We start from the raw sequence: 12,606 nt of genomic DNA, 5'->3' as shown, positions 1-12,606 counted from the left end.
GCTAGCCGGCCGCGTCCAGCAAGTCGAGGTAGCCGCTGGTCGTGTGCCACAACGAGTCCGCGTGCGGCGTGAGCTTCCCGGGACTCCAGCGCTTGTCGGTGTAGACCTGGTTCGCCCGGCGCATTGCCGCCAAGCTCACCACCAGCTCGTCCTCGATCCGCTTGCGCAGCTCGTCCGGCGACGGCTCCGGCAGCCGGACCAGCTCCGCCGTGCCGTCGCTCACCGCGACCAGCGCCTCCTCCACGACGCCGTGGGCCCGGCTCCACACCAGCGCCGGCCGTTCGATCTCGTGGTTCCACACCGGCGCGTGCACCGAGCGCCACCTCACCGAGATGGGGTTGCGCGACACCCTCGTCGAGTGCGCCCAGTGCTCGGCCCCGAGCGGTTCGGTGAGCCACGGCACCTCGTCCACCGGCAGGTCCGAGACCACCGCGACCTCGATCACGTCCAGCTCCCGCGGCACCCCGAGCAGGTCACCGAACGCCCACAGCTCCACGACGTCAAAGCGGAAGACGGGGTTGGGCGGCTCAGCGCACTTCTCCACGAGCTCGGTCAGATGATGCACTGCGCGGGTCCATTTCATGCGCCTCATTCTGCTGGAGAACTCGGTGCCGTCAGCCGTCGAGCAGGCCCTGGCACGTCTCGACTCCGTGGAGCCGCAGTTGTGCGCGTTCCACGAGGTCTACCGCACGTTCGCGCCCATCGACCCGTCACTGCCTCTCGCCGGCATGCCCATCGCGGTGAAGCGCGGCGAACGCAAGAGCCACCGTGAGTCGTTGATGGCTCTCGGCTGCGTGCCGATAGGTCTGACGACCACGCCCGACGGCAGCACGCCGTGGCAGACGTGGGGCCGCAACTCTCGCGGCGTCACACGCAACCCGTGGAACCTCGACCGCACGCCCGGCGGTTCGTCAGCGGGCTCGGCGGTCGCGGTCGCGGCGGGGGTGGTTCCGCTGGCCACGGGCGTCGACGGCGCCGGCTCGATCCGCATCCCCGCCGCGTGGTGCGGTGTGCTCGGACTGAAGACGACGTCGTCCGAACGGGCCGCGGTGGGCGTATTCACCCGCGACCCCGCCCTGCTCGCGACCTACCTCGGCACCGCGGAGACCAGCGAACCGACCGCCGTCTGGTCTCCCGACCTGGGCTTCGCGACCGTGGACGACGAACAGGTCGAGATCGCCTGGCGAGCGGCAGCACCGTTGCGTCCACGCCCCGTCTCGCTGCATCTGCCGGACCCTGCCGACGACTGGTACGCGAACCACTGCGGCCCGAACCCCGCCCTGGACGAGCTGTTCGAACACGCCGACCTGCTGCTCACCCCGACGACACCCGGCCCGCCGCACGGTCACGACGGCCCGGGACCGCGCATCAACACCGCGCTGACCTGGACGTTCAACCTCAGTGGTCACCCGGCGATCAGCATCCCGGCGGGGCTCGACGCAGACGGCCTGCCCGTCGGGTTGCAGGCCGTGGCACGACACGGGCGGGAAGCGGACTTGGTCGCCGCTGCCCGCGCCGTGCTCAACGCCAGACCGCTACCGCTGGTGCCGAACACCACCTGATCGAGTGTCGGTCGCGGCGGGCAACGGCAGGCTCGGTGGTGGCGGGGCGGCGACGGAGCGGGGCGTCAGCTGAACATGCCTACGCTCAAGCAGACGGCCAAGTGCGTGTTGCACTCCCTCGCCCAAGTGCGCGGACATCCGCTTCATAGGCCTGCACTACCAGTCCCGCTCAGACGGCAGCACGGTCGTGATCGCGGAAACGGAGTCCGCATCCGGCCAGGTGAGCAACGACGTGCTCGACGCCATGGCCGACATCGCCAGTTGCTTGCCGCGTTAGACCGCCACCGCTCGCACCGACCGAAGCGCCGACGCCCACGCCACCAGTTCGTCCAGCATCACGTTGAGCGTGTCCGCGTGCGGCGGCTCCCCCTGCAGGTCACCACGCGCGAACGCGACCTGCGTGCGCACAGTCGCCACCTTCACCTCCGCCAGCACCAGCCGCAGCTGCTCGACCGCGCGCAAGCCGCCGGTACCTCCGATGCCCACGAACCCGGCCGCCTTGTGGTTCCACTCCGCGTACAGGTAGTCGATGGCGTTCTTCAGCACAGCAGGAAAGGAGTGGTTGTACTCGGGCGTGATGAACACAAAGCCGTCGTACGACGCGATACGCGCCGCCCACTCTCGCGTGTGCTCGTGTTGGTACTGACCGACGATGGCGGGCATCGGCTCGTCGAGGAACGGCAGATCGACCTCCGCGAGGTCGACCAGGTCGAACGAGGCGTCGTCACGGCTGTTGGCGATCTTCACGACCCACTGCGCCACGGCCTCGGAACGGCGACCAGGACGCGTGCTCCCCAGAATCACTGCGATTCGCATGGCCGCCAAAGTACAACGGTCGTGGCAACAAGTGCAACGACCGTTGTACTATCGCCTCCGTGCGATCAGACAAGAGGCAGGCGATCCTGCGCGGAGCGTTGACGATCTTCGCCCGCGACGGGTACGCACGGGCCGCCGTCGACGCCATCGCGAAGGAGGCGGAGGTGTCGACGCGCACGCTCTACAACCACTTCGCGGACAAGGCCGACCTCTTCCGGCAGGTCATCAGGGCCAGCGCGGACGAGGCCGCGCGCGACCAGCTCGCGATCATCGAGCGGCACTTCCACAAGGTCACCGACCTGGAGCGGGACCTGGTCGCGTTCGGCAGGGACATGTGCGCGCAGCACGGTCACGCCGAGCACTTCGCGCTGGTGCGGCAGATCAACGCCGAGCTCGGCCACATCCCGCCCGAGGCGATCGAGGCGTGGCAGGAGACGGGGCCGCGCAGGGTGCGGAAGGCGTTGTCGCACGAACTGCGCGAGCTCGGGTTCCGGGATCCGGACCGCGCGGCCGTCCACCTGATGCTGCTCACGATGACCGGCGACCCGAGCATCCGGGGCACACGACCGGATGACGAGGACATCGCGGCGGGCGTCCGCGTCTTCCTGCACGGTCATGATGTCGAGAAGCGACCGAGGGCGGCGACATAGGGCTATGGACACACGCATCGACGACTACATCGCGAGCCTGCCGGAGTGGCAGCAGGACATCTGCCGCGAGGTCCGCCGGCTCGTCCACGAGGCCGACCCCGGTGTCGAGGAGACGATCAAGTTCACGAACCGGCCGTACTTCGTGCTGGACGGCAACATCTGCGCGTTGCTCGGCACGAAGGACCACGTGAACGTGATGCTCTACGACAAGGCGAGCGTGCCGGACCCGCACAACATCATCACGAGCGGCCACGGCAACAAGACCGCGCGCATGATCTCCGTGTACCGCGACCAGCAGATCAACGCTCCGGCGCTCGTTGAGATGTTCCGCCACATCATCGCCGCCAACCGTCGGCGGAAGGCTGTCGGACCTCGTCGGTAGCCTCATGACGCATGGAGGTCGAGATCTACACCGACGGGGCGTGCAGCCCCAACCCCGGACCGGGCGGCTGGGGTGCCGTGCTGCGCTACGGCGAGCACGAGAAGGACATGTACGGCGGTGACATCGGCCCCACGACGAACAACCGCATGGAACTGATGGCGCCCATCATGGCGTTGGAGAGCCTCACGCGTCCGTCCACCGTGAAGCTCTACACGGACAGCACTTACGTCCGCAACGGGATCACCTCGTGGGTGCACGGCTGGAAGGCGAACGGCTGGCTCACGAAGTCCCGCGAGCCCGTCAAGAACGCCGACCTGTGGCGCCGGCTCGAGGAGGCCAACGGCCGGCACGAGGTCGAGTGGCACTGGGTGAAGGGCCACGCGGGCCACCCGGAGAACGAGCGCGCCGACCGCCTCGCCGTGCGCGGCGTCGAGGAGGTGACGGGGCGGGAAGTCACGCAGCCCCAGGCGAAACCGCGGAAGGTGGCCAAGCCGAAGCAGCCGCGCGAGCTGTCCGGCGAACCGTGTGGAGCGCCCACGAAGAAGGGCACGCCCTGCCCGATCACCGCCGGCAAGAACGGGCTGTGCCACATCCACGACCCGGCCCTGCAGTGCGGCGCCCTCACCAGGAAGGGCGCGCCGTGCACGATCGCGACCGGCGGCGGCCGTTGCGAGCACCACCAGAACGCGCTCGAACTCTTCACCTGAGCCGGCCAGAACCGGCGTAGCGTCGCGGCATGCTTCCCGAATCGGCCAGGGCGGTGCTGGAGTCCGGCGCGCTCGCCCACCTCGTGACGCTGGGCAAGGACGGCTCCCCGCAGGTGACCGTCGTGTGGGTGGGCCTGGACGGCGACGAGATCGTCTCCGGTCACCTGGCGCAGCACCAGAAGGTCCGCAACATCCGCAACGACAGCCGGGTGGTGCTCTCCCTGGAGGCGCCGAACGTCAACGACATCGGCATGCGGGAGTACCTGGTCGTCTACGGCACCGCGCGCATCACCGAGGGCGGCGCGCCGGAGCTGCTGCAACGCCTCGCGCACACCTACGTCGGCCCGGACGCGAAGTTCCCGCCGATGGACAACCCGCCACCCGGCTTCGTCACGCGCATCAAGGTCGACCGCGTGGCGGGTGTCGGCCCGTGGGCTCAGCAGGGCTCGTAGCAGGAGTGGACGGCGGGCTGGCCCGTGTAGTTGGGGCCGGCCTTGTCGTCAGCGCCGAGGTAGGCGAACGGAAGCCGTGGCGATCCCGCGCCGACACGGCTGACGCGGCGATTGCGGTTGTCGTAGGTGAAACCGGCCTCTCGCAACGCTTTCGTCAGCACACGGCCGAACGCCGTGCCATCGGCGCGACGCACGCTGTCGACGTCGAAGTTCGCCAGGTCCACGCCGATGATCGTCACGTCGTCCCGTGCCGCCTCCGCCAGGGCCTTGCCCGAGCCGCAGCACAGGTCCACCCACCGGTCGCCCGGTCTCAGTGCCAGGTCGGTTCCCAGCTCACGGCGGTAGCTCGCCAGGCCGCGCTCCCGGTTCATGGCGCAGTTGGCGACGACCGAGGAGCTCCACAGCGTCTCGTCGTCGAGCAGGCTCACCGCAGCACCTTCGCCAGCCGCTTCATGCCCTCCTCGATCTCCGCGGGCGTGTTGGTGGTGAACGACATCCGGAACGTCGCGTGGTCCGGTGTGGTCGCGAAGAACGGCGCACCGGGCACGAAAGCGACGTCGTGGCGCAGCGCTTCCTTCAACAGCGCGGCGCTGTCGACGTCACCTGGCAGCCTCAGCCACACGAACATGCCGCCGTCCGGGTCGCTCCACGTCGTGCCGTCGGGAACGACGGACGGCAGTGCGGCGATCATCGTGTCCCGGCGCTCGCCGTACGCAACGCACAGGCGGGCGACGTGGGCGTCGAGATCGTTGTGGGACAGGTAGGCGGCGGCAGCGGCCTGGTCCACAGTGGACGTGTGGAGGTCGGCGGCCTGCTTCACGATCGTCAAGGTGCGCAGCAGGTCGGCGGGGGCGCGCAGCCAGCCGAGGCGCATGCCGGGAGCGCCGATCTTCGAGAAGCTGCCCAGGTACACCGTCCTGTCGCTGATGGCGGCGATCGGCGCTACCGCGGAGCCCCGGTAGCGCAGCTCGCCGTACGGGTCGTCCTCGATGACCCAGAAGTCGTGTTCCGCGGCCAGGGCAGCGACTTCCGACCTGCGGGACGCGGACAGGGTGCGGCCGGTCGGGTTCGCGAAGGTCGGCACCAGGTACAGCGCCGAGGGGCGTTCGCGCTCCACGACCTCGCGCAACGAGTCGGGGACGAGGCCGTCCGCGTCACTCGCGACGGGCACGATCCGGGCTCCCGCCATCTGGAAGCACTGCAGCGCGGCCAGGTACGTCGGTTCCTCGACCGCGACGACGGCTCCCGGCTCCAGCAGGGCGGTGGTCACCAGGGTCAGCGCTTGCTGGGATCCCGTGGTGACCAGGACGTCCGAAGTCGGCAGGCCGCGGCCGGTCAGGCGGGCGGAGACCAGCGCGCGAAGTGCCGGATTTCCTTCTGTGGGGGCGTATTGCAGCACGGAGCGGTCCCGCAGCGCGAGGTCGTAGGCGGCGCGCAGGCCGTCCAGGTCGAACAGCTCGGAGGCGGGGAGTCCTCCCGCGAAGGAGATCACCTCGGGGCGCGAGGTCAGCGCGAGCAGGTCGCGCACCGGGGAGCTGGCCACGGGGAGGGTGCGGTGCATGAACTTCACGTTAACCGGGGTGCTCTCCCGGCGAACGCGGATTTTCTGTCGGTGCTCGTGGTTAGCGTGGTCACATGGACATCGAGACACGCGCTGAGCAGCCCTACGCCGCGATCAAGGCCAAGGTGACGCTGGAGACCTTCGCCAAGATCGCCGACCGCTTCCCCGAGATCATGCGGTGGCTGGGTGATCGCGAGTTACCGGTCCTCGGCGCGCCGTTCCTGCGCTACTTACGCGTGACCGGCGAGGAGTTCGAGGTGGAGGCCGGGATCCCCACCGCCGCCGAGGTGCCCGGCGACGGTGACGTGTTCACCTCGACGCTGCCCGCCGGTCAGTACCTCGTCGCGCTGCACGAGGGAAGTCTCGACGGCCTGGCCGCCACCACCGACGAGCTCCTCGCTCACGCCGTGCGGTTCGACCGCGACGGCGACAGGTGGGGCGCACGCCTCGAGACCTACTTCACCGACCCGGCGGTCGAACCCGATCAGAGCAAGTGGAGCACGGAGGTGGCGATCCGCCTAGCCGACTGAGCCCCGTCGAGGAGCCGGCGGACAGGTGACGAACTGATCGGTCCGCCGGCCCAGGCCGTGCGACGTCCTCCTCCACACCACTCGACACGTATATGCCACTGTGGCTATATTGCCGACATGGCATCTACGTTCGCCGTGCTGGCCGACCCGAGCCGCCGGGAGATCCTCGACCTGCTGCGCGACCGCGAGCAGCCGGTCGGCTACCTCGTCGACCGGCTGACGCTCGCCCAGCCGACCGTCTCGAAACACCTCAAGGTGTTGCGGGAGGCCGGCCTGGTCGAGGTGCGCACCGAGGCCCAACGGCGCTGGTACCGCGTCTCCCCCGGCCCGCTGGCCGAGATCGACGCCTGGCTCGCGCCCTACCGGCGGATGTGGGAGAAGAGCCTGGACGCACTGGAACGACGACTCGACGAGATCGAAGGGGACTGACCCGTGGACGTCGAACTGCGGATGATCGAGGGCAAGCCCGTGCTGCGCTTCGAGCGCAGGCTGCGGCACTCGCAGGAGAAGGTCTGGCGGGTCGTCACCGAGCCCGCCGAGATGAAGCACTGGTTCCCGGCCGAGGTCGAGATCGACGGCCGCACGATGCGCTTCACCTTCCCGGAGTCCGCGCCCGTCGACGCCGACGGCGGCGAGGGCGAACTGCTCGAGTCCGACCCGCCGAAGGTGTTCGCCTTCCGCTGGGCGGGCGACGTGCTGCGCTTCGAGATCCTGCCGCGCGAAGACGGCTGCCTGCTGGTCTTCACGGCGACGGTCAGCAGCGAGCTCTCGGTGGGCCGGGACGCCCCCGGCTGGATCACGTGCCTCGACGCACTGGTCGCCCACGCCGACGGCACGAAGTTCGAGCCACCCACGGAGTGGCTGTCACGCATCGAGCACTACATCAGGGAGTTCGGCCTCGACGAGGGCACCGACACCCCACAAGGCGTGCGGTTCGTGCGCGACCTGGTGTGGGCCCCGCTCGACGACGTCTGGCAACTCCTCACCGAAGGCACCGAGGACGCCGTACCCGCCCGCGCCGCACACCCCGGCATCGAACCTGGCAAGGTCACGAGGTCGGAAGCCCCGCGCCTGCTGGAGTACGAGTGGCTGGAGAACGGCGTGCCGAAGGGCGTCGTGCGCTGGGAGTTCGACCACGTGCCACTGCAAGGCACCACGGTCGTACTGACCCAGGAAAACGCACACGGCCCCGAAGCGCTCGCAGCGTGGCACGTGCACCTGGAGCTGTTCTTCGCGGCCACGCAGGGCGACATCCGCTGCCCGTGGCCGAAGGACCGGGAGGAGGAACTGGCCGAGCGCTACGCCGGAGGCTGACTCACGCGTACCGGACGCGCTCCACCAGAAAACGCCAGTCCGGCGGGCAACGACGTCCGAGCCGGCGTGCGCTCGATTCCTCGTGCTCGAGCACGGCCCGGCGCCGGGTCCGCGGATCCGGCGTCAGCTCTTCCAGGTAGTCGATGTCGGCGGGGGTCAGCTTGACCTCGGTGATCCTCGCCGGGTCGAGCTTGGCGACGGACCACCAGGACCCTGCCGCCGCGTACTCGTAGCGCAGCGCACGGAACCTCTTCTCCGCCGAGAGGAAGTCACGGACGGCGTTCGCCCTCTCTCGACTACCGAGCGAGAGCTCAGCCCGTACCTGGTGCGCCCGCGCCACCACCTCCGGGTAAGAACCGGCTTCGATGACACCGGTGACGAACGCCTTGCCGTCGTTGTACTTGCGGGCGGCATGGCACAGGCGCGCCCGCAGCACCATCAACCAGTGGTACCACTCGCCACCAGGCCTCAGCAGAGCCTCCGCGGAGTGCGCCTCCGTCATCGCCATGGTGAGGTTCGCCCGATCACCGTTCAGGTGGAAGCGCGCCAGCCACCACTCCGCGTTCAGCGAGGCGCAGAGGCCTACCTCCTCGCTAGCAGCGCCGGAGATGGCAGTGAAGCGGTCGATCGCTTGCAGCAGAAGAAGCTCGCTCTTGCGCAGGTAGAAATCACGGTCGTACGCCGCACCCTCGCCCGCCATGCGCAGGTAAACCGTTGCATGACAGAGAGTGCCTCGTGCCGCCGTGTAGAGGTCGCGATACTTCTCCGCGCACCTCGTACCTTCCTCGGCCACAGCTGCCGCCCGGACCAGCCGATGCTCGCGCAGCAGGTACCAACCCTGCCCCTCGACGAGGATCTTCGCCTCCAACGCGCCCTCCCCGCGCAAGCGCTCGGTCGAGGACAGCGTGCGCAAGCACATCTCGGACGTCCGCCGCACCAGATCCACGTCCCCGTGAGCCTTGGCGACCCCCACCACGGAGTCGAACGACCTGGCGAGCTCGATATCCCCCGAACCGAGCTCGACCAGCCGTTCGGCCAGCACCAGGGCCGCCGGCTCCGCAGGATCGCGTTCTTCCAGGTCCCGCAGCATCTCCCGCACCGTCGGCGACGCGGTCGAAGGTCCCGTGCTCATCGCCACACCGCCTTCCGCGGCCCCCGCTCCCCTGAGCGCCTCCGCAAGCTCCCCGAACCCCTCTCCCGTGTCCCGGTCGAAGGTGTGGATCACCAGCGACTGCAGCACCGCCGGCAACATGTTCTTGTCGAACCCCGGTGACACCACCGGCACCACATCGCACCCATAAGCAGAGCCGTGGTGGTAGAGCTTGTGCCGCAGGAGCCTCGCCTCGTACCGCACACCCTTGCGCTCGGTGAAGTTGTTGGTCTCCAACGCCCTCAGGTAGTCGGGCGAGACGACGACGAGCACGGTCCTGTCGCGGAAGCCCTCCTCCATCCACGACGGGATGGACAACGGTGCGGCGGCAGGGAGGTCGCCGTCCCACCACACGTCGAATCCACGCGGCCGCAACAAAGCCACCAGCGCCGAGGCGATCGGGGCGCCGTCGCTGTGGCTGTAGCTAATGAAGAGACCGTTCATCGCCACTCCCCCACATCGCGGCGATCCCCGGTAACAGCGGGGTGGAGCGTCTCGCGTTCATCACGGCCTCCTTGCCGGCACGGGTGACCTCGGGCCACCGATCTCTCTGGATCGATGAGGCGAGGCCATTTGACCCGGAAGGGTCCGCATGGCGGCAGTCAGAACCGGACGAACGTCATAAGCTGACGACGCGTTGTCTTCTCGCCTCACTTTGCGCGGTGGTGTCGGGTAAGCGGCGTTGCCTTCGGACGGGTGTCTGTTGGCGCAGACACCCGTCCAACTTCGAACAGGTCAGTCTGCTAGCTGTTTGAGCCGTTCGTCGATGACGCGCGGCGTCTCACTGGCGGGTAGAGCGAACTCCTCGAGCTGGAAGAAGTACGCGAGGTACTTCCGCACTTCCTCCGAGTTGTCCTGGACGAGCGACTCTTGGTAGAGCTCCTCGAGGAACAACGAGTAGTCCTCCTCGACCTCGTTGAACTCGAGGATGGAGAACGAGCCCCTCATGGCCGGATGCATTCCCGCCGAGAAGGGCACGATCTGGATGCTGATCTGTTCTGTCGCAGCCAGCTCCTTGATGCGGTTGAGCTGCTCCCGCATGACATCGGGACCCCCAATAGTCCGGTGGAGCGCGGACTCGTCGATGATGAAGAACATCTCCGGGCCATCCGGGCCCACCAGGGTCTGGCGGTGCATGCGGATGTCGACGCCGTTCTTCACCTCGTCCGCGGTGCCACCGCCTCCGGAGACGATCGCGGTGGCGTAGCCGACTGTCTGCAGCATGCCGGGGATGAGAAGGGTCTGCACGTACCGACAGCGGATCGCAACCGACTCAAGTTCGACGAACTGCGCAAAACCCTTGGGCAGACCGCGGTACTTCGCCATCCAGTCGGGACGCTTTGTCGCACGCGCGAGATCAACCAACTCGTTCACGCGCGTCGACTCGGTGATCCCGTAATGAAGCAGCAGCGCGCGCAGGTCAGTGACCGAGATACCGCTCTTGCCCTGCTCGATGCGGTTGATCTTGGATTTGTGCCAGTCGAGCGCTTCCGCGACGGAGTCCTGGGTGAGCTTGAGGTCCTCACGTGCCTGCCTCAGCACTCCCAGCAGCCTCCGCCGCTGCGCAGCGGCGTTCTCCTTAACTGGCAAGGTGCAGCGCCCCCTCGGTCGCAGGCAGGAAGAACCTGCCTACCACCATTCTGCCACTTAGCAAGGTGCGCGTACATAGCATGACTGTATGCAGATTGCACATCTTGAAAATGCTACTGGCCAGCCAGAGGCACGCATGCAGGCATCGACTTACATGCACGATCGTGTGAATATCCGCCGGTCAGAGCAGGTGCGTGGATGCAACGAACACAGACCAGGCATCTGCGGAGAACCGCAGAAGTGGTCCGGATGGATCTTTGCTGTCACGGACGAAGGTGGTTCGCCCGGAGCCGGAGGCGCACTCGACGCAAGAGGCACCGCTGTCACTGCTGTAGGAGCTTCGGATCCACCTGAGCTCTGCCGCCATCGTCGCTCCCATCACGGGTCCCCGACCACAACCCCACCGCCCTCGGCCCGGCCACCCGCGTGCACCCCGGGAGGCGGCGGAGGAACGCCTCCGACCCGCGAGGCCACAGCTCAGAGTAGGTCAACAAAGTCGCCAATCAACACCGCCAGAGGTTTGCCTACGCCACAAGGAAAAGTGGACACATCAAGGACATACTCGAAGCGGAACCTGTTGCTATGACGTGGAATCAGAGCGTCGCGAACCGGTCCACGCCGACACCGGTGATCAGCAACCGCTCCTTGCGGTTGCCCGTCAACCGAGCCGTCCAGTCGACGAACCCGCCGTCCCCGATCTCCACCCCGTCGCGGTACACCTTGAAGCACAGCCCCTGGTAGTACCCGGTGCTCCGCGACGGGTCGGCGGGCAGGTCGCCGCGCACGACCTCGAACCGCGGGTCGAGCACGGTCACGCGCACCTCGACGGCGCCGCACGCCTCGCGCAGGAACGCGACGTGCTCGGCGAAGTGCTGGCGCTCCAACGAAAGCGAACCGCGGTCGCGCCAAGCCGAGACCAACGCGAACAACGTGAAGTGTGCGAACCTGCCCTCGCCGCTGAAGAGCTGTGCACGCACCACGCGTTGCACGGCCGCGAGCCGCACGTCGTCGGCACCGGACTGTCGACGCACGGCGACTTCCAGGGCCAGAGCGTTGGTCGGGTCGGCGGCGACCTCGGTGCCGCGCACCGTGGACACCACGTTGTTCTGGTCCTGTTCGGCGACGGCGGCACACGTTCCGAGGGGGGCCACGGGCGACAGCCCCACCACGGTGAACGACGACGGCAACGCGGCCAGCAAGCGGTCCTCGGCGGCGCGCAGCACGGAGAACGGCACGGCGGAAGGAGCCACGAAACGGTCAGACCTGTACTGCCGCAACACGTCCGGTCCGGACAGCGTCGACGCGCGCCGTCGCGTCAAGGCAAGCAGCAGGCTGGTCAGGTCGCTGCCGGACAACGCGGCGAGCCGGTCCAGCGTCTCTTCACCGCCCAGTGATCGCAGCACGCGCGTCAACACACCCATGCGGTCCATGATCCGGGTCGCGGCGACCGGATTTCCGCGACCCGGAGCTGACCAGGGTCGGAACGTGACCGGGGAAGGCGACCTGTGGGGTCGTAAAGCCGGGCAAGGCGTGCTCGACCTCGCGTGCGGTAGCAGTTAGTTCTGCGCCGCCACAAGGAAGTGGGTGCGCGGACCACCGCACCGGAGGCCGGGTTCCACGTACGTGCGCTGGGCGAACTTCCTTGGGACGACGGCACGTTCGACGTCGTCACGGCGTTCGACGCGCTGTTCTTCGCACACGATCGGGCAGGCAGTGCGCGGACCGAGCGGGCGCAGGCGCGCGAAGACCCCTGAGCCACTCGAAAAGCTCACGATCGACATTCCCCGGATTCATTCAGACGAGGACACGATGCTGCGCAGATCCGGGCCGCCGCCGAGCCGTACAAAACCCCGGACGGGAAATACAGGTTCGCGAACAAGTACCTGATGTCG

The 12,606-nt window shown here is 68.1% G+C and carries 16 protein-coding genes and 1 pseudogene; 9 read left to right on the top strand and 8 right to left on the bottom strand.

Translation table 11 applies throughout. The features are described 5' to 3' along the window. Nucleotide 1 precedes the first annotated feature (1 nt). Nucleotides 2-583 carry a hypothetical protein gene (locus tag ACFWV3_RS34035; RefSeq protein WP_382417448.1) on the bottom strand — a complete coding sequence of 194 codons (582 nt, stop codon included), beginning with the start codon at nucleotides 581-583 and terminating at the stop codon, nucleotides 2-4. On the opposite strand from ACFWV3_RS34035, the gene ACFWV3_RS34030 reads away from it, so the two are divergent. Beyond that, complete coding sequence (locus ACFWV3_RS34030; protein ID WP_382417446.1) at nucleotides 582-1,562, top strand: amidase family protein; 981 nt, start codon at nucleotides 582-584, stop codon at nucleotides 1,560-1,562. The two genes, ACFWV3_RS34035 and ACFWV3_RS34030, sit on opposite strands and share 2 nt — an antisense overlap. Nucleotides 1,563-1,835: 273 nt before the next feature. Here ACFWV3_RS34030 and ACFWV3_RS34025 read toward each other — a convergent pair whose 3' ends face one another. Further along, nucleotides 1,836-2,378, bottom strand: coding sequence for an NADPH-dependent FMN reductase (locus ACFWV3_RS34025; protein ID WP_382417444.1), 543 nt, complete (start codon nucleotides 2,376-2,378; stop codon nucleotides 1,836-1,838). Between the two features lie 59 nt (nucleotides 2,379-2,437). On the opposite strand from ACFWV3_RS34025, the gene ACFWV3_RS34020 reads away from it, so the two are divergent. From ACFWV3_RS34020 to ACFWV3_RS34005, 4 genes and pseudogenes are all read left to right on the top strand, one after another. After that, nucleotides 2,438-3,028, top strand: a complete 591-nt coding sequence (locus ACFWV3_RS34020) for a TetR/AcrR family transcriptional regulator (protein WP_382417442.1) — start codon at nucleotides 2,438-2,440, stop codon at nucleotides 3,026-3,028. 4 nt (nucleotides 3,029-3,032) lie between these two features. Beyond that, a complete protein-coding gene (locus ACFWV3_RS34015; RefSeq protein WP_382417440.1) occupies nucleotides 3,033-3,410 on the top strand; it encodes a DUF1801 domain-containing protein in 378 nt (125 codons plus the stop codon). A gap of 11 nt (nucleotides 3,411-3,421) precedes the next feature. Further along, nucleotides 3,422-3,865, top strand: a pseudogene (gene rnhA / locus ACFWV3_RS34010) (ribonuclease HI); the annotation flags it as partial. Between the two features lie 281 nt (nucleotides 3,866-4,146). Beyond that, nucleotides 4,147-4,569: a PPOX class F420-dependent oxidoreductase gene (locus tag ACFWV3_RS34005; protein ID WP_382417438.1), complete on the top strand. Its 423-nt coding sequence runs from the start codon at nucleotides 4,147-4,149 to the stop codon at nucleotides 4,567-4,569. Here ACFWV3_RS34005 and ACFWV3_RS34000 read toward each other — a convergent pair. Together ACFWV3_RS34000 and ACFWV3_RS33995 are read right to left on the bottom strand one after the other, a co-directional pair. Next, nucleotides 4,554-4,997, bottom strand: coding sequence for a class I SAM-dependent methyltransferase (locus ACFWV3_RS34000; RefSeq protein WP_382417436.1), 444 nt, complete (start codon nucleotides 4,995-4,997; stop codon nucleotides 4,554-4,556). The genes ACFWV3_RS34005 and ACFWV3_RS34000 overlap by 16 nt on opposite strands. Then, nucleotides 4,994-6,130: a PLP-dependent aminotransferase family protein gene (locus ACFWV3_RS33995; protein ID WP_382417434.1), complete on the bottom strand. Its 1,137-nt coding sequence runs from the start codon at nucleotides 6,128-6,130 to the stop codon at nucleotides 4,994-4,996. The genes ACFWV3_RS34000 and ACFWV3_RS33995 overlap by 4 nt, the downstream gene beginning before the upstream one ends. Nucleotides 6,131-6,204: 74 nt before the next feature. On the opposite strand from ACFWV3_RS33995, the gene ACFWV3_RS33990 reads away from it, so the two are divergent. From ACFWV3_RS33990 to ACFWV3_RS33980, 3 genes are all read left to right on the top strand, one after another. Then, nucleotides 6,205-6,660, top strand: coding sequence for a GyrI-like domain-containing protein (locus tag ACFWV3_RS33990; protein ID WP_382417433.1), 456 nt, complete (start codon nucleotides 6,205-6,207; stop codon nucleotides 6,658-6,660). A gap of 117 nt (nucleotides 6,661-6,777) precedes the next feature. Beyond that, entirely contained in the window at nucleotides 6,778-7,089 is a 312-nt protein-coding gene (locus ACFWV3_RS33985) for an ArsR/SmtB family transcription factor (RefSeq protein WP_382417432.1), read from the top strand. A gap of 3 nt (nucleotides 7,090-7,092) precedes the next feature. After that, nucleotides 7,093-7,974 carry an SRPBCC domain-containing protein gene (locus ACFWV3_RS33980; protein WP_382417431.1) on the top strand — a complete coding sequence of 294 codons (882 nt, stop codon included), beginning with the start codon at nucleotides 7,093-7,095 and terminating at the stop codon, nucleotides 7,972-7,974. A gap of 1 nt (nucleotide 7,975) precedes the next feature. Here the strand turns inward: ACFWV3_RS33980 and ACFWV3_RS33975 are convergent, their stop codons facing one another. From ACFWV3_RS33975 to ACFWV3_RS33960, 4 genes are all read right to left on the bottom strand, one after another. After that, nucleotides 7,976-9,568 (bottom strand): TIR domain-containing protein, encoded by a 1,593-nt coding sequence (locus tag ACFWV3_RS33975; protein ID WP_382417430.1) that lies wholly within the window; start codon nucleotides 9,566-9,568, stop codon nucleotides 7,976-7,978. Nucleotides 9,569-9,859: 291 nt separating this feature from the next. Next, nucleotides 9,860-10,666, bottom strand: coding sequence for a helix-turn-helix domain-containing protein (locus ACFWV3_RS33970; protein WP_382417429.1), 807 nt, complete (start codon nucleotides 10,664-10,666; stop codon nucleotides 9,860-9,862). A 229-nt stretch (nucleotides 10,667-10,895) separates the two neighbouring features. Beyond that, on the bottom strand, nucleotides 10,896-11,081 hold the full coding sequence (locus ACFWV3_RS33965; RefSeq protein WP_382417428.1) for a DUF397 domain-containing protein: 186 nt from the start codon (nucleotides 11,079-11,081) through the stop codon (nucleotides 10,896-10,898). 226 nt (nucleotides 11,082-11,307) lie between these two features. Next, nucleotides 11,308-12,135: a hypothetical protein gene (locus tag ACFWV3_RS33960; protein WP_382417427.1), complete on the bottom strand. Its 828-nt coding sequence runs from the start codon at nucleotides 12,133-12,135 to the stop codon at nucleotides 11,308-11,310. Nucleotides 12,136-12,294: 159 nt separating this feature from the next. Between ACFWV3_RS33960 and ACFWV3_RS33955 the strand changes: the two genes are divergently transcribed. Beyond that, nucleotides 12,295-12,468 carry a hypothetical protein gene (locus ACFWV3_RS33955; RefSeq protein WP_382417426.1) on the top strand — a complete coding sequence of 58 codons (174 nt, stop codon included), beginning with the start codon at nucleotides 12,295-12,297 and terminating at the stop codon, nucleotides 12,466-12,468. Nucleotides 12,469-12,606: the final 138 nt, after the last annotated feature.

It is taken from the genome of Lentzea sp. NPDC059081 (assembly GCF_042738015.1).
Taxonomy (GTDB): Bacteria; Actinomycetota; Actinomycetes; order Mycobacteriales; family Pseudonocardiaceae; genus Lentzea.
The sequence above is the reverse complement of the archived record's forward strand: the minus strand, read 5'-3'. Positions and strand labels throughout refer to the sequence as shown.